Below are 14,009 nucleotides of genomic sequence, written 5' to 3' on the forward strand. Positions count from 1 at the left end.
GATCGCGTCATTAGCCCCTTGCCAGCGCCCCGCACGACGTGGAAACCACGCCACTGCAACAAGGGGTATACGATGACGCTTCGCCTGACGCTTGCCGCTGCTGTGTTCCTGTCGGCCAGCGCCTTCGCCGCGGAGCCGGGCAAGCCGCCGATCACCGCCCAAGTCTCCGCCTCCGGCGGCCAGCTCGATCCGGCGCAGAAGAAGCTCAAGTTCGAGTCCGCCGACCTGCAGTTCGAGGTGGATCCGGACCGCGAGGTGCTGAACGGCGTCGCGTCGCTCGTCTTTACGACGCGGGACCGCACCGACAAGGTCGTCATCGATCTCGACAACAATTACACCGTCACCGCGGTGACGGTCGACGGAGTCGACGCGTCGTTCCAGAACCCGCAGGGCCGGATGACGATCAAGCTCGCCAAGAAGGCGGCGAAGGACGCCAAGCTGATCGTCAAGATCACCTATGGCGGTCGTCCCCACACCGCCGTGCGGGCGCCGTGGGACGGCGGCTTCGTCTGGGCGAAGACGCCGGGGGGGCAGCCCTGGATCGCGACCGCCGTGCAGATGGAAGGGTGCGACCTGTTCTGGCCGTGCATCGACTATCCGACCTACGAGCCGGAGAAGGTGACGCTGCACATCACCGTGCCCAAGGGCCTGAAGGCGCCGTCGAACGGCCGGCTGCTCGGCGTCGATCAGCTGCAGGACGGGCGCACGACCTGGAACTGGGAGGTCGCCCATCCCAACCTCTATGGCATCGCGCTCAACGTCGGGCCGTACGAGGAGATCGCCGGCACCTACAAGAGTCGGTTCGGCGACACGATTCCGATGTTCTACTGGTATCTGCCCGGCGAGACGGAGCAGGCGAAGGGGCTGTTCGCCGAATTCGCGCCCACGCTCGACTTCTACGAAGGCGTGATCGGCCCCTACCCCTGGTACACCGAGAAGGTCGGCGTCGTGGAGACGCCGCACAAGGGCATGGAGCATCAGACGATCAACGCCTACGGCAATGCCTATGCCAAGGCGCCCGAGGGGTTCGACTGGCTGTTCCAGCACGAATTCGGGCACGAATGGTTCGCCAACCAGATGACGGCGGTGAACTGGGACGACTTCTGGCTGCACGAGGGCTTCACCGCCTATATGCAGCCGCTCTACGGCCGCTGGCGCGAAGGCGACGGGCGCTACACCGCGATGATGCTGGCGGCGCGGCCGGGCATCCAGAACAAGTCGCCGCTCGTCACCGGCAAGCCGCAGACCGCCGAGGACGTGTACGAGAAGGCGCCGGGCCGCGGCGGCGACATCTATACGAAGGGCGAGTGGATCCTCCACACCCTGCGCAATGCGATCGGCGACAAGGCGTTCTTCGACGCGGTGAAGCTGCTCGTCTACAACCGCACCGATCCCGCGCCGGGCAATTTCCAGCCCGTGTTCCGCACGACGCCGGACTTCATCCGCTTCGTCAACCAGACGACGGGTCAGGACTGGCAATGGTTCTTCGACGTCTACCTGTACCAGGCCGCGCTGCCCAAGCTCGTCGCCAACCGCAACGCGAGCCAGCTCACGCTGAAATGGCAGACGCCGCTGAACAAGCCCTTCCCGTTGCCGGTCGAGGTGCAGATCGACGATCGCGTCGAGAAGGTGCCGATGACCGGGGGCCTGGCGACGATTACCGTGCCGGAAGGCGCGCATGTCGTGATCGACCCGATGAGCCGCCTGCTCAAGCAGGACGACGCCGTCGACGCCTTCCAGGCGTGGAAGGCGTCGACGGCGCCGGCGAAGAAGTAGACGCTTCACTCCCCTCCCGCGTGCGGGAGGGGCCGGGGGTGGGCCCGGGCCTCTGCGAGACCGACGCAGATGGACAGGCCCACCCCAAACCCCTCCCGCAGGCGGGAGGGGCTTCGAGAGAGGACACCATGAAGACATTGCTCGCCATCTCCGCGCTCGCCCTGGTCGCCGCCGCTCCCGGCCTGCCGAAGAAGGGCGAGCCGCCGATCACCGAGCAGACGCAAAAGTCCGGCGGCGAGCGTCCGCCCGAACAGATGGCGCTGCGTTTCGACACCGCCGACCTGTCGTTCGAGGTGCTGCCGGAGACCGAGACGCTGAATGGCGTCGCGACGCTCGGCTTCACCGCCAAGGCGCCGCTGACCCGGCTGCTGATCGACCTCGACCGAAACCTGCCCGTCACCGCGATCAGCATCGACGGGCAGCCGCTGCCGAAAGGTGCCTGGACCAATCCGGAGGGCCAGCTGGCGGTCGCCTTGCCCCGCCCGCTCGCCGCTGGCCAGTCGGTGAGCGCCCGGATCACCTATGGCGGCCAGCCGCATGTCGCGGTGCGCGCGCCCTGGGACGATGGCATGGTCTGGTCGAAGACGCCCGACGGCCGCACCTGGTTCGCGACCACGTCGGAAGGCTATGGCTGCGACCTGTTCTGGCCGTGCCTCGACTTTCCGACCGGCGAGCCCAGCGTCGTCGACATCCACATCACCGTCCCCAAGGGGCTGAAGGCGCCGTCGAACGGCAAGCTGCTCTCGGTGGACCAGCTCCCCGACGGACGCACCCGGTGGAACTGGCGCACGCGCAATCCCAATACCTACGCCATCGCGCTCAACGTCGGGCCGTATGAGGTGATCGAGGGCAGCTACAAGAGCCGCTTCGGCAACTCGATCCCGATGTTCTACTGGTATCTGCCCGGCGAGAAGGCGCAGGCGCAAAAGCTGTTCGACGAATTCTCACCGACACTGGACTTCTTTGAGGCCAATGTCGGGCCCTATCCCTTCGGCGACGAGAAGGTCGGCGTCGTCGAGACCCCGCACAAGGGCATGGAGCATCAGACGATCAACGCCTACGGCAACGAATATGCCAAGGCGATCGAGGGATTCGATTGGCTGTTCCAGCACGAATTCACGCACGAATGGTTCGCCAATCAGCTGACCGCGGCCAATTGGGACGATTACTGGCTGCACGAAGGCTATGGCAGCTACATGCAGCCCGCCTATGGCCTGTGGCGGGAGGGCCGCGCCCGCTATGCCGCGATGCTGCAGGGCCAGCGCGCGACGATCATGAACAAGGTTCCGATCGTCCAGGATCGGGTTCTGACCGAGGAACAGGTCTACGAAACCGACCACGGCGGCGCGGGCCAGGATATTTACGTCAAGGGATCGTGGATGCTGCACACCCTGCGCGGCCTGATCGGCGACGATGCCTTCTGGAAGGTGACGCGCCTCGCCGTCTATGGTCGCCTCGACCCCAGGCCGGGCAATTTCAAGCCGCGTTTCGGATCCAGCCGCGAATATGAAGGCTTCGTCCGGCAAGTGACGGGCAAGGATTACGGCTGGTTCTTCGACGTCTATCTCCGCCAGGCCAAGCTGCCCGAATTGCTCGAGACGCGCAGCGGCGATGCGGTGACGCTGGCGTGGAACGTGCCCGGCGGTGGCCCCTTCCCCATGCCGGTCGAGGTCGACGTCGCCGGCAAGCTGACCACGCTGGCGATGACGGAGGGCCATGGGACGCTGACCATCCCCGCGGGGACCCATTATGTGGTCGATCCCGATGCGAAGATCCTGCGTCGAAGCGTGGCGGTCGAGGACATGCAGGCCTGGCGCGCCGCCCAGTCCGCGCGGCGCACGCAATGAGCCGGCCCAGCTCGCGCCTGGCGCCGCGCGTCGTCGAGATGGCGGCGATCTTCATGGTCGGGGACGGTCTGCTCGGCCTCGTCCAGCCCCGCCGCCACGTCGATCTGTGGAAGGACGAGGCGCTGGGTGCGGAGAAGGTCGTCGCCCCGTTCGTCGACCGGCCCGGCCGCCGCCGGCTATATGCGCTGGTGCAGGTCGCCGCCGGCCTCGCGCTTGCCGCAAGGCAGCGCCCGCGATGAGCCATTCGACCGGCCTCCCCGCGCTCGCCGTCCTCGCGACGGGATTCGTCGTCTTCGCCGCGCTCGTCCTCGCCGCGCGCCTCAAGCGCCGCGACGAGGAAGGGGCAAGGCGCGACGGGCGTTCGCTGCTCGGCATAATGGTCCAGGGCATTGCCTTCGCCGTCTGCGGCAGCGGCCCCATCGCCATGGCGCTCGATCCGTTGGGGTTTCCATCGCTGGCGCTCGCGGCCGCCACGGCTTTGCTGCTCGTCGGCGCGATCGGCCTGTTCGTCTGGGCACGCCGCACGATGGGACGGAACTGGAGCGTCGTCGCGCGGCTGCGGCAGGACCATGCGCTCGTCACCGCCGGTCCGTTCGCCCATGTCCGTCACCCGATCTACGTCGCGATCGCGCTGCTGCTGCTCGCCACCGCCATCGCCCTCGGTCACGTGCCGCGCCTGGTCATGGCATTGCCGCTGTACGCGCTCGGCACCTGGCTCCGCATTCGGGTGGAGGAGGGACTGCTGCTGGCCGCGTTCGGCGACGCCTATCGCGACTATGCGCGCCGGGTGAAGCGCTTCGTCCCCGGCCTGTTCTGACAGGTCAGCCGCACCGAGCGCGTGGCGGGGGACCGGCGGCACGGTATCAGCCGCGCCGGCACCATGAATGTGCGACGCGCGCGGTGCTATCGCCCCAGCACGATCATCGTCGCGGGCGCTGCATTCTGCAGGATATGCACCATCATCGGTACGCCGACCGCAACCCAGAAGCCGCGCGGCCGCCATGTGGTGTACAACGTCGAGAAGATCAGGAACGGCCACCAGATCACCGCCCCCCACAGCGGCGCCAGCGTGGAATGGAGCAACCCCCACAGGATCGCGCTGGCGATCACCGCCTGCCACGGCCCCAGGAAGCGCCGCAGGATGCCGAGCACGCCCGCCATCAGCAGCGTCTCGGTGATCGGGCTGAACAGCGCGATCATCCCCCACAACACCATCGGGGGCGCCTCGCCCAGGTCCGGCCCCGCTCCGCCGGGCACCAGCCGGGTTATGACGAAGCCGATCGCGACGCTGCCCGCCAGCGCCAGCACCCAGCCTAGGAGGATGGCGAGCCACGCGCGCCGGTCCTCGAACAACGGCGCGGGCAGCACCTTCAGCGGCCCGCGCCCGGCGCGCCACGCAGGACTTTCGACGATAGGATCGTCGCTCGCCGCCGTTTCCATCATGCCCGCGCCTCCTTGCGACCCTGCCATGGCCGCAGAGGCGTTAATGCCCGATGACGCGGCTGCTATCCCTGGGTCGGGGCACCGTCGCGACACTGTCCGCCAGTGAGAACGAAAAAGGGCGCCGCTCGCGCGACGCCCCTTCCCTTTTCAGCGGTGCGCTGCGGATCAGGCCGCGGCGCCGTCCTTTTTCTTCTCGGCATAGACGCGGATCGGTTCCTTGCGACCCTCGACCACGTCCTTGTCGATCATCACCTCGTCGACGCCTTCCATGCCTGGCAGGTCGAACATCGTGTCGAGCAGGATGCCCTCCAGGATCGACCGCAGGCCACGGGCGCCGGTCTTGCGCTCGATCGCCTTCTTGGCGACCGTGGTCAGCGCGTCGTCGGTGAAGTCCAGTTCCACCTGCTCCATCTCGAACAGCTTCTGATACTGTTTGACCAGCGCGTTCTTCGGCTCGGACAGGATCTTGACCAGCGCGGTCACGTCCAGGTCCTCCAGCGTCGCGATCACCGGCAGGCGACCGACGAATTCGGGGATCAGGCCGAACTTCAGCAGATCCTCGGGCTCGGTCTGGCGCAGATACTCGCCCGTCCGCTTCTCCTCCGGCGCGGCGACATAGGCGCCGAAGCCGATCGACTTGCCCTGCAGGCGGTCGCCGATGATCTTCTCGAGCCCCGAGAACGCGCCACCGCAGATGAACAGGATGTTCGTCGTGTCCACCTGCAGGAATTCCTGCTGCGGATGCTTGCGGCCGCCCTGCGGCGGGACGGAGGCGGTGGTGCCCTCCATCAGCTTGAGCAGCGCCTGCTGCACGCCTTCGCCCGACACGTCGCGCGTGATCGACGGATTTTCCGCCTTGCGGCTGATCTTGTCGATCTCGTCGATATAGACGATGCCGCGCTGCGCCCGCTCGACGTTATAGTCGGACGCCTGGAGCAGCTTGAGGATGATGTTCTCAACGTCCTCGCCGACATAGCCCGCCTCGGTCAGCGTCGTCGCGTCCGCCATCGTGAACGGCACGTCCAGGATGCGCGCGAGCGTTTGCGCGAGCAAAGTCTTGCCGCAGCCGGTCGGCCCGACCAGCAGGATGTTCGACTTGGCGAGTTCGACGTCCGCGCCCTTGGCGCCATGGTTCAGCCGCTTGTAGTGGTTGTGCACCGCCACCGAAAGGACGCGCTTCGCCTGCTTCTGGCCGATGACGTAATCGTCCAGCACGTTGCAGATTTCCTGCGGCGACGGCACACCGCCATCCTTCTTGGCGACCAGTGCGGACTTGGTCTCCTCGCGGATGATGTCGTTGCACAGCTCGACGCATTCGTCGCAGATGAACACGGTCGGTCCGGCGATCAGCTTGCGAACCTCGTGCTGCGACTTGCCGCAGAACGAGCAATAGAGGGTGCTCTTCGAGTCGCCACCGCTCAGTTTCGTCATTCAAACTTCCTTGTCGCGGGGGAGATTCCCGCTGGTGAGGCCGGGCATGGTAACCCGGCCGGTACGCAAACCACAACGGTCAAACGTCCCTAACGGCCGCAACCGGGCGGGCGCCCGGCGCGGCATCGGGGCGTTACGCCGCCTGCGCGACCTCGTCGGCCGGCGTCGGGCGCTTGTCGAACACCTCATCGACCAGCCCGAAATCCTTTGCCTCATGCGCCTCGAGGAACGTGTCGCGATCCATGCGACGCTCGATCTCCTCCAGCGGCTGGCCGGTGTACTGGGCGTACAGATCGTTCATCCGCTTGCGGATGCGCAGGATTTCCTTGGCCTGGATCTCGATGTCGGACGCCATGCCCTGCGCGCCGCCCGACGGCTGGTGGATCATGATCCGCGCGTTGGTCAGCGCGATGCGCATGCCGGGCTCGCCGCTGGCGAGCAGGAAGCTGCCCATCGACGCCGCCTGGCCGATGCAGACCGTGCCGACGCGCGGGCGGATGTACTGCATCGTGTCGTGGATCGCCATGCCCGCCGTGACGACGCCGCCCGGCGAGTTGATGTACATGAAGATGTCCTTCTTCGGGTTCTCGGACTCGAGGAAGAGCAGCTGCGCGGTGATCAGGCTGGCCATGCCGTCCTCGACCCCGCCGGTGACGAAGATGATCCGCTCGCGAAGCAGGCGGCTGAAGATGTCGAACGAGCGCTCGCCGCGGTTCGACTGTTCGATCACGATCGGCACGAGGCCCGCCTGGGTTTGCTGCAAGCCAAGGCCCGCGCGCCCCAGATGGTTCGCGAAATCGCCGGTCTCGAACGGATTGTGCATGGATGTCTCTCTTGTGCCCTAAGGAACGCCAACATCGGCGCTCCCGGCGGACAGTTCAAGCCCCGTTGCCCGGCGCCGGCAGGGCCAGATAGGCGAGCCGCCGAACCTCGCGCCGCCCACGCACCACGGTGTCGAGGATCAGCCCGGCGAACCAGCAGAGCGCAGCGACCGTCATCAGCCCGGTAATCAGGATCGCGGTCGGAAAGCGCGGCACCAGCCCGGTCTGCATATAGGTGATCGCCAGCGGAATGCCGAGCGCGACCGCGAGGAGCGCGAGCAACGCCGCGATGAGGCCGAAGAACAGCAGCGGCCGCTCGATCCGGTACAGAGTGACGATCGTGCGCAGGATGCGCCAGCCGTCCGAATAGGTGCTGAGCTTCGAGGTCGAGCCCTCCGGCCGCGCGAAATAGGGCGTCTCCACCTCAGCCACCGGCATCTTGAGCTCCAGCGCGTGGACGCTGATCTCGGTCTCGATCTCGAACCCGGACGACAGCGATGGGAAGCTCTTGACGAAGCGGCGCGAGAAGACGCGATAGCCCGACAGGATGTCGGTGAAGCTGCGCCCGAACAGCCGCGCGAGCATGCCGGTCAGCAAGGCGTTGCCGAAGCGGTGACCGCGGCGGTAGCTCTCCTGGACCTGGCTGATGCGGCTGCCGACGATCATGTCGGCCTGGTCTTCGATCAGGCGCGCGACCAGCGCCGGCGCGGAGGCCGCGTCATAGGTCGCGTCGCCGTCCGCCATCACATAGACGTCCGCGTCGATGTCCGCGAACATCCGCCGCACGACGTTGCCCTTGCCCTGAATGCGCTCGCGCCGCACCACGGCGCCGGCCGCGCGCGCGACCTCGACGGTGCGGTCGCGGGAATTGTTGTCGTAGACGTAGACGGTCGCGTCCGGCAGCGCGGCTTGGAACCCCGCCACCGTCTGCGCGATCGCGGCTTCCTCGTTGTAGCAGGGCAGCAGGACTGCGATTCGCGGCTGCGTCACTTCACTGCCCCCGTCTTCATGCAAGCGGACAAAAGCCGCGTCCCATTTAGCGTCATTCCCGCGCAGGCGGGAATCCAGAAACGCTGATGGCCCGAACCCCTGTGGGCCTTGCGCGTCTGGATCCCCGCCTCCGCGGGGATGACGTTAGGGGTCGATGCACAAGCCCCAGACATGCGTCATCCCGGCGAATGCCGGGACCCATGGATGCGGAACAACCGAAGAGTTCGCGCCCCCTCGCCATGCGCGTCAGTGGGTCCCGGCATTCGCCGGGACGACGAGCAGGGAGGGAGCAATGCCCCCTCCCCTCGATCAGCCCTCGGCCTTCGGCGCCGCGGCCTTCTTGGCGCGCGGCTTCTTCGCCGGCGCTGCGTCGGCGGCCTCGGTCCCTTCGGCGGCCTCGGCGGCGACCGGCGACGCTTCGGTCACCTGCGTCTCCGCCTCGACCGGCGCGGCGGCCTTCTTGGCGCGCGGCTTCTTGGCGGGCGCGGCCTCGGCCTCCGCTTCCGCCGCCGGAGCCTCGACTGCGCCGGCGTCCTCGCCCTTGGCGGCCGGCTTCTTCGCCGCAGCCTTCTTGGCGGGCTTCGCCTCGTCGCCCTCGGCCTTGGCATCCGCCTTCTTGGCGGACTTGCGCGGCTTGGGATTGTCGTGGTCGTGGCTATGCGTGCCGGTCGCGAAACCGTCCTCGCTCTCGATCGCGGCTTCCAGCTCCTCGCGGGTCGCCTCGCGGTCGCTGATCTCGGCCTTGTCGAACAGGAAGTCGACGACCTTGTCCTCGTACAGCGGCGCACGCAGCTGGGCGGCCGCCATCGGCTCCTGCTGGACATACTGGATGAAGCGCTGGCGATCTTCCGGGCCGTACTGCTGCGCGGCCTGCGCGATCAGGCGATTCATCTCCTGGCTGCTGATCTCGACGCCGTTCGACTGGCCGATCTCGGACAGCAACAGGCCCAGGCGGACGCGACGCTCGGCGATCTTGCGATAGTCGTCGCGCTCGGCCTCCATCTCGGCCAGCGCCGCCTGCGGATCTTCCTCGTGGCTCGCCTCATGCTCGAGCTGATGCCAGATCTGCTGGAACTCGGCCTCGACCATCGACGGCGGCACTTCGAAATCATGCCCCTCGGCGAGCTGGTCGAGCAGCTTACGCTTCATGTGCGTGCGGGTGAGCCCGTTATGCTCCTGCTCGATCTGACCCTTGATCAGCCCGCGCAGCTGCTCGAGGCTCTCGAGGCCGAGGTTCTTGGCCAGATCCTCGTCGATCTTGCTCTCGCCGGCGGTCTTCACCGACTTGACGGTGATGTCGAACGTCGCGGGCTGCCCGGCGAGGTTCGCCGCGCCATAATCCTCCGGGAAGGTGACGTTCAGCGTCTTTTCCTCGCCGGCCTTCACGCCGACCAGCTGCTCCTCGAAGCCCGGGATCAGGCGGCCCGAGCCGAGCTCGACGCCCATGTCCGTGCCGGTGCCGCCGTCGAAGGCGACGCCGTCGCTGGTCTTGCCGACGAAGTCGACGGTGACCAGGTCACCCATCTCGGCCGCCTTGTCGCCCGCATCGTCCCAGCGCTTGGACTGGTCGGCGAACTTCTGCAGCTGCTCGTCGACCAGCGCGTCGGCGACGGGAACGGTCAGTCGCTCCAGCTTCAGCGCGTCGATCGCCGGCGTCGGCACGGTCGGCAGCACTTCGAGCTCGACCTTGACCTCGGCGTCCTTGCCCGGCGCATAGCCTTCGTTCAGCTCGACCGAGGGCTGCATCGCGGGGCGCAGCCCCTTGTCGGCGATCAGCGCCTGCACGCCTTGCTGGATCGCGCTGTTCAGCGCGTCGGCGGCAAGCGCCTCGCCGTGCATCTTGCGCACCAGGTTCGCCGGCACCTTGCCGGGGCGGAAGCCGGGCATGCGCACCTGCGGGGCGACGCGCTTGACCTCGGCGTCGACCTTGGCGTCGATGTCCTTGGCGGTGATGGTCAGCGTGTAGGCGCGCTTCAGCCCCTCGTTCAACGTCTCGACAGTCTGCATCTTGGGCCTTCGATCTGGAGAAAATGCCTGAAATCTTTTGAGGCTTCCGGTCCCGCCACTGGCGGCGGGACTGGTGCGGGCGAAGGGACTCGAACCCCCACATCTTGCGATACTGGAACCTAAATCCAGCGCGTCTACCAGTTCCGCCACGCCCGCATGAGGACCCGCCGTTGGGCGCGCGTCTATATCAGCATGGCGCAAAGGCACAAGGGGAGGCAACCGTTCGCCGCACGATGGCGTTGAGGAAAGCCGTACAAGGAGAGAAAGCCATGGCCACGCAGCCGCCGCCCGAAGCCCCTACCCCCTCGCCCCAGCCCGTCGAGCCGACCGCGCCGCCGCCGGAGATCACGCCGCCGACCCCGGACATCGACCAGCCGTCGCCGGGCACGCCCGCCACCGATCCGGGCACGCAGACCCCGAGCGAAGTCTGAGGAGCCGCTGCGCCATGAGCCCGACCGATCCGCATCCAGACGACCTTCCCGCCGACGCGCCGGAGGACAATCCAGACAGCCCGCCCGCCGAGGATCGTGACGACCCCCGTCCCGACATCCAGCAGGTGGTCGAGGCCCGCGCCGATGCCGTCGCCCGCGGCGAGGGAGGCGAAGAGCCCTCCCGCTTCACCGATACCGGCGCCTTCGACGGCAACAGCGGTACCGGCGGCGAGGTGAAGAACCAGGACCTGACCCAGCAGTGATGCACGGGCGGGGCGGCCGCCAGGGGTGGCCCCGCCTCGTGTGTGATCCAGCAAGGCTGGATCGGGGCGACGCCGGCCCTCGCCCCCACCCGGCCGCCCGCACGGCGTATCGTGGATGGGCGGCCGGTTGGGGCGAGCGCCGAGGCCGCCTCCACGCTCATGGATCGGACTCTAGGGAGCGGGCGGAACGCGTCGGGCGCTGATCACGCGGATCGTCTCGACCGACACCTGCCCCTTGAACGCGCCGTTCACGGTGGCGGTCGGCGAGACGGGGGTGTCGAGAATCTTCGTCACCACGTCCATCCCCTCGACGACATGGCCGAAAGCGGCATAGCCCAGGTTGTCACCCGGCTTGGCGGGGTCGGCATCCAGCGACGGGCTCTGGTCACCGACGCTGATGGTGAAGTCGCCGCGCGCGCTGCCCGGTTCGAAGCGCGCGACCGAAATCGCTCCGCTCGTGTGGTGCAGTCCGGTCTGCGTGGTCGGCTCGTGCCTGATCGGGGGCAGCACCCTCCTCGGGTCGCCGTTCGTGCCGAACTGGATGAAGCCGAACTGGTCGGCCACCTTGACCGCGCGGTAGAAGACGACCCCATCCAGCCGGTGACCATCGACATATTTGAGGAAATTGCCCGCCGTGATCGGCGCATGCGCCGTGTCCGCCTCGATCACGATCCGCCCCGCGGTCGTATCGAGCGCGACGCGCGGCAGCGCCACCGGAGCGGGCGCGGGCGCGGGCACCTGCTGCGCCATCGCGGGGCTGCAAGCCCATATCGCCAGCGCCGTGAGCGCTCCTCGCACGATCATCCGCGTATCTCCCATCGGGTTCAGCCGGCCAGCGCCTTCTTCAGCACATCGTTGACGACGGCGGGGTTCGCCTTGCCGCCCATCGCCTTCATCGTCTGGCCGACGAAGAAGCCGAACAACGCCTCCTTGCCGCCGCGATACTGTTCGAGCTGGTTGGGGTTCTTTGCCAGCACCTCGGCGATCACCGCCTCGATCGCGCCCGTGTCGCTGGTCTGCTTCAACCCGCGATCCTCGACGATCTTCGCCGGCGCGTCACCCGTCTCCAGCATCACCTCGAACACCTGCTTCGCCAGGCTTCCGGACAGCGTGCCGTCCGCGACCAGCGCGAGCAGCTCCGCCGCCTGTGTCGGGCTGACGGGAGAATCGGCGATGTCGCGGCCCGTACGGTTGAGGGCGCCGAACAGCTCCGACGTCGTCCAGTTCGCCGCCGCGACCGGCGCCGCGCCCGCGTCGAGCAGTGTATCGAACCAGCGCGCCGCCTCGACCTCCGCGGTCAGCACGCCCGCCTGATAGGGCGAGATGCCCGCCGCCTCGTACCGCGCGCGCTTGGCGTCGGGCAGTTCGGGCAGGCTCGCCCGGCATTCGTCCAGGAACGCCTCGTCCAGCTCCAGCGGCAACAGGTCGGGATCGGGAAAGTACCGGTAATCCTGCGCATCTTCCTTCGACCGCATCGACCGCGTCTGCCCCGTGTCGGGGTTGAACAGCCGTGTCTCCTGCACGATGGCGCCACCGTCCTCCAGCACCGCGACCTGTCGCTTCGCCTCATGCTCGATCGCCTGCATGACGAAGCGCACCGAATTGACGTTCTTCGTCTCCGTCCGCGTGCCGAAGGGCTCGCCCGGCTTGCGAACCGAGACATTGACGTCGGCGCGCATCGATCCCTGGTCCATGTTGCCGTCGCAGCTGCCGACATAGCGCAGGATCGACCGCAATTTCGTCAGGTAAGCCCCTGCTTCGGCAGGAGAACGCATGTCCGGGCGACTGACGATCTCCATCAATGCCACGCCCGACCGGTTGAGGTCGACATAGCTTTTGGTCGGGTGCTGGTCGTGCATCAGCTTGCCCGCGTCCTGCTCGACGTGGATCCGCTCGATCCCGATCCGCTTGACCTGGTCGGGGTTCTTGTCGTCGGGGCTGACGTCGAGATGCCCCTCGCCGACCAGCGGATGATACAGCTGGCTGATCTGGTACCCCTGCGGCAGGTCGGCGTAGAAATAATTCTTGCGGTCGAACCGCGACCAGCGATTGATCTGCGCGTCGATCGCCATGCCGGTGCGCACCGCCTGGCGGATGCATTCGCGGTTCGGCACCGGCAGCATGCCCGGCATCGCCGCGTCGACCAGCGACACCTGCGTGTTGGGCTCCGCGCCGAAGGCGGTCGCCGCGCCGGAAAAGAGCTTGGCGTTGCTCGTCACCTGCGCGTGGACCTCCAGGCCGATCACGACCTCCCATTCGCCGGTGGCGCCCTGGATGCGATACGTCGATTCGGTCATGGATGCGTCTCTGGGGTAATGAGGGTTAGGTCGGGGAAATAGCTGGCGAGCCTGCAGTCGCGGGTGACGAGAGCGGCGTCGAGCGTCACGGAATGGCCCGCGATCAGGAAATCCGCCAGGATCGACTGGCGGGCACCGCCCCGCTGACGATAGGTCGCAAAGGCCTTGCCCGCGGCCAAAGCCGCCTCCTGCGTCAGGGGGAGTGTTTCGATCTGGAACCTTTCCAGATCGACGGCCAGGCCGTCCGGCCGCTGGGCACCCGCCGCCACCTCTGCGACGATCACATGATTGCATCCGAGCGCGTCGGCCGCCACCAGTTGCGTATAGATCCGGCGGGACCAGATGGTCGCGGGCGTCTCCACCACGTTCAGCAGATCGATGATGATGTTGGTGTCGAGCAGGATCACGGCAGCGGTTCGTCGCCGCGCAAGTCGCGCATGATTTCGTCCGTGGGACGCGTGAATTGCGGGTTGGCGCGCACCGCGGCGAACAAGGCCTCTATCCGCGCCGCGCGCTCCTCGGGCGCTTCGTCCGGCCAGCGCTTGCCCGGCAAGACCACCGCCTCGCCGCGATCGTTGATACCCACCTCCACCGGTCGACCGGGCACCAGCCCGATCGCGTCGCGCACGTCCTTGGGGATCAGAACCTGACCCTTGCTCGTCATATTGGTCGTCGTGCGCTTGTCGAGCGGTGCATTCATCGC

Annotated in this window: 15 protein-coding genes and 1 tRNA gene; 6 read left to right on the plus strand and 10 right to left on the minus strand. The window is 67.4% G+C overall.

Going from position 1 to position 14,009, the window contains the following annotated elements; all coding sequences use genetic code 11:
* Positions 1-72: 72 nt before the first annotated feature.
* The 4 genes from RF701_RS06270 (at position 73) to RF701_RS06285 (ending at position 4,440) form a co-directional block, all read left to right on the plus strand.
* Entirely contained in the window at positions 73-1,776 is a 1,704-nt protein-coding gene (locus tag RF701_RS06270; protein ID WP_308814440.1) for a M1 family metallopeptidase, read from the plus strand.
* A gap of 128 nt (positions 1,777-1,904) precedes the next feature.
* Positions 1,905-3,623, plus strand: a complete 1,719-nt coding sequence (locus RF701_RS06275; protein ID WP_308814441.1) for a M1 family metallopeptidase — start codon at positions 1,905-1,907, stop codon at positions 3,621-3,623.
* Positions 3,620-3,862 (plus strand): hypothetical protein, encoded by a 243-nt coding sequence (locus tag RF701_RS06280; protein WP_210358049.1) that lies wholly within the window; start codon positions 3,620-3,622, stop codon positions 3,860-3,862. Before RF701_RS06275 ends, RF701_RS06280 begins: the two co-directional genes overlap by 4 nt.
* A complete protein-coding gene (locus tag RF701_RS06285; protein ID WP_308814442.1) occupies positions 3,859-4,440 on the plus strand; it encodes an isoprenylcysteine carboxylmethyltransferase family protein in 582 nt (193 codons plus the stop codon). The genes RF701_RS06280 and RF701_RS06285 overlap by 4 nt, the downstream gene beginning before the upstream one ends.
* 86 nt (positions 4,441-4,526) lie before the next feature.
* Here the strand turns inward: RF701_RS06285 and RF701_RS06290 are convergent, their stop codons facing one another.
* From RF701_RS06290 to RF701_RS06315, 6 genes are all read right to left on the minus strand, one after another.
* On the minus strand, positions 4,527-5,066 hold the full coding sequence (locus RF701_RS06290; RefSeq protein ID WP_308814443.1) for a CPBP family intramembrane glutamic endopeptidase: 540 nt from the start codon (positions 5,064-5,066) through the stop codon (positions 4,527-4,529).
* 165 nt (positions 5,067-5,231) lie between these two features.
* Positions 5,232-6,497, minus strand: a complete 1,266-nt coding sequence (gene clpX, locus RF701_RS06295) for an ATP-dependent Clp protease ATP-binding subunit ClpX (protein ID WP_203309483.1) — start codon at positions 6,495-6,497, stop codon at positions 5,232-5,234.
* A 133-nt stretch (positions 6,498-6,630) separates the two neighbouring features.
* The gene (locus tag RF701_RS06300) at positions 6,631-7,320 is read right to left on the minus strand and encodes an ATP-dependent Clp protease proteolytic subunit (RefSeq protein WP_238940863.1); all 690 of its coding nucleotides are present in this window, start codon (positions 7,318-7,320) and stop codon (positions 6,631-6,633) included.
* 55 nt (positions 7,321-7,375) lie between these two features.
* Positions 7,376-8,308 carry a glycosyltransferase family 2 protein gene (locus tag RF701_RS06305; protein ID WP_210358051.1) on the minus strand — a complete coding sequence of 311 codons (933 nt, stop codon included), beginning with the start codon at positions 8,306-8,308 and terminating at the stop codon, positions 7,376-7,378.
* Positions 8,309-8,617: 309 nt separating this feature from the next.
* Positions 8,618-10,315, minus strand: a complete 1,698-nt coding sequence (gene tig, locus RF701_RS06310) for a trigger factor (RefSeq protein WP_308814444.1) — start codon at positions 10,313-10,315, stop codon at positions 8,618-8,620.
* A gap of 71 nt (positions 10,316-10,386) precedes the next feature.
* A tRNA-Leu gene (locus tag RF701_RS06315) sits at positions 10,387-10,471 on the minus strand.
* 113 nt (positions 10,472-10,584) lie between these two features.
* On the opposite strand from RF701_RS06315, the gene RF701_RS06320 reads away from it, so the two are divergent.
* Entirely contained in the window at positions 10,585-10,746 is a 162-nt protein-coding gene (locus tag RF701_RS06320) for a hypothetical protein (RefSeq protein WP_203309486.1), read from the plus strand.
* A gap of 14 nt (positions 10,747-10,760) precedes the next feature.
* The gene (locus RF701_RS06325) at positions 10,761-11,009 is read left to right on the plus strand and encodes a hypothetical protein (RefSeq protein WP_210358053.1); all 249 of its coding nucleotides are present in this window, start codon (positions 10,761-10,763) and stop codon (positions 11,007-11,009) included.
* Between the two features lie 171 nt (positions 11,010-11,180).
* Here RF701_RS06325 and RF701_RS06330 read toward each other — a convergent pair whose 3' ends face one another.
* From RF701_RS06330 to RF701_RS06345, 4 genes are read right to left on the minus strand one after another with little or no spacing between them, the layout of a single operon-like run.
* Complete coding sequence (locus tag RF701_RS06330) at positions 11,181-11,813, minus strand: peptidylprolyl isomerase (RefSeq protein WP_308814445.1); 633 nt, start codon at positions 11,811-11,813, stop codon at positions 11,181-11,183.
* Positions 11,814-11,833: 20 nt separating this feature from the next.
* Positions 11,834-13,306 (minus strand): Asp-tRNA(Asn)/Glu-tRNA(Gln) amidotransferase subunit GatB, encoded by a 1,473-nt coding sequence (gene gatB, locus RF701_RS06335; RefSeq protein ID WP_308814446.1) that lies wholly within the window; start codon positions 13,304-13,306, stop codon positions 11,834-11,836.
* On the minus strand, positions 13,303-13,713 hold the full coding sequence (locus RF701_RS06340) for a type II toxin-antitoxin system VapC family toxin (RefSeq protein WP_308814447.1): 411 nt from the start codon (positions 13,711-13,713) through the stop codon (positions 13,303-13,305). The genes gatB and RF701_RS06340 overlap by 4 nt, the downstream gene beginning before the upstream one ends.
* On the minus strand, positions 13,710-14,006 hold the full coding sequence (locus RF701_RS06345; RefSeq protein WP_308814448.1) for an AbrB/MazE/SpoVT family DNA-binding domain-containing protein: 297 nt from the start codon (positions 14,004-14,006) through the stop codon (positions 13,710-13,712). Before RF701_RS06345 ends, RF701_RS06340 begins: the two co-directional genes overlap by 4 nt.
* Positions 14,007-14,009 lie beyond the last annotated feature (3 nt).

The sequence above is a fragment of the Sphingomonas sp. GV3 genome (genome assembly GCF_031082075.1).
GTDB lineage: Bacteria > Pseudomonadota > Alphaproteobacteria > Sphingomonadales > Sphingomonadaceae > Sphingomonas > Sphingomonas beigongshangi.

What these genes read in the sequence shown, in the direction of transcription:
- RF701_RS06330 (WP_308814445.1), bottom strand. Translation starts at nt 11,813, where the DNA reads ATGATCGTGCGAGGAGCGCTCACGGCGCTGGCGATATGGGCTTGCAGC.
- RF701_RS06345 (WP_308814448.1), bottom strand. Translation starts at nt 14,006, where the DNA reads ATGAATGCACCGCTCGACAAGCGCACGACGACCAATATGACGAGCAAG.
- RF701_RS06270 (WP_308814440.1), top strand. Translation starts at nt 73, where the DNA reads ATGACGCTTCGCCTGACGCTTGCCGCTGCTGTGTTCCTGTCGGCCAGC.
- RF701_RS06285 (WP_308814442.1), top strand. Translation starts at nt 3,859, where the DNA reads ATGAGCCATTCGACCGGCCTCCCCGCGCTCGCCGTCCTCGCGACGGGA.
- tig (WP_308814444.1), bottom strand. Translation starts at nt 10,315, where the DNA reads ATGCAGACTGTCGAGACGTTGAACGAGGGGCTGAAGCGCGCCTACACG.
- RF701_RS06320 (WP_203309486.1), top strand. Translation starts at nt 10,585, where the DNA reads ATGGCCACGCAGCCGCCGCCCGAAGCCCCTACCCCCTCGCCCCAGCCC.
- RF701_RS06290 (WP_308814443.1), bottom strand. Translation starts at nt 5,066, where the DNA reads ATGATGGAAACGGCGGCGAGCGACGATCCTATCGTCGAAAGTCCTGCG.
- clpX (WP_203309483.1), bottom strand. Translation starts at nt 6,497, where the DNA reads ATGACGAAACTGAGCGGTGGCGACTCGAAGAGCACCCTCTATTGCTCG.
- RF701_RS06280 (WP_210358049.1), top strand. Translation starts at nt 3,620, where the DNA reads ATGAGCCGGCCCAGCTCGCGCCTGGCGCCGCGCGTCGTCGAGATGGCG.
- RF701_RS06300 (WP_238940863.1), bottom strand. Translation starts at nt 7,320, where the DNA reads ATGCACAATCCGTTCGAGACCGGCGATTTCGCGAACCATCTGGGGCGC.
- RF701_RS06275 (WP_308814441.1), top strand. Translation starts at nt 1,905, where the DNA reads ATGAAGACATTGCTCGCCATCTCCGCGCTCGCCCTGGTCGCCGCCGCT.
- RF701_RS06325 (WP_210358053.1), top strand. Translation starts at nt 10,761, where the DNA reads ATGAGCCCGACCGATCCGCATCCAGACGACCTTCCCGCCGACGCGCCG.
- gatB (WP_308814446.1), bottom strand. Translation starts at nt 13,306, where the DNA reads ATGACCGAATCGACGTATCGCATCCAGGGCGCCACCGGCGAATGGGAG.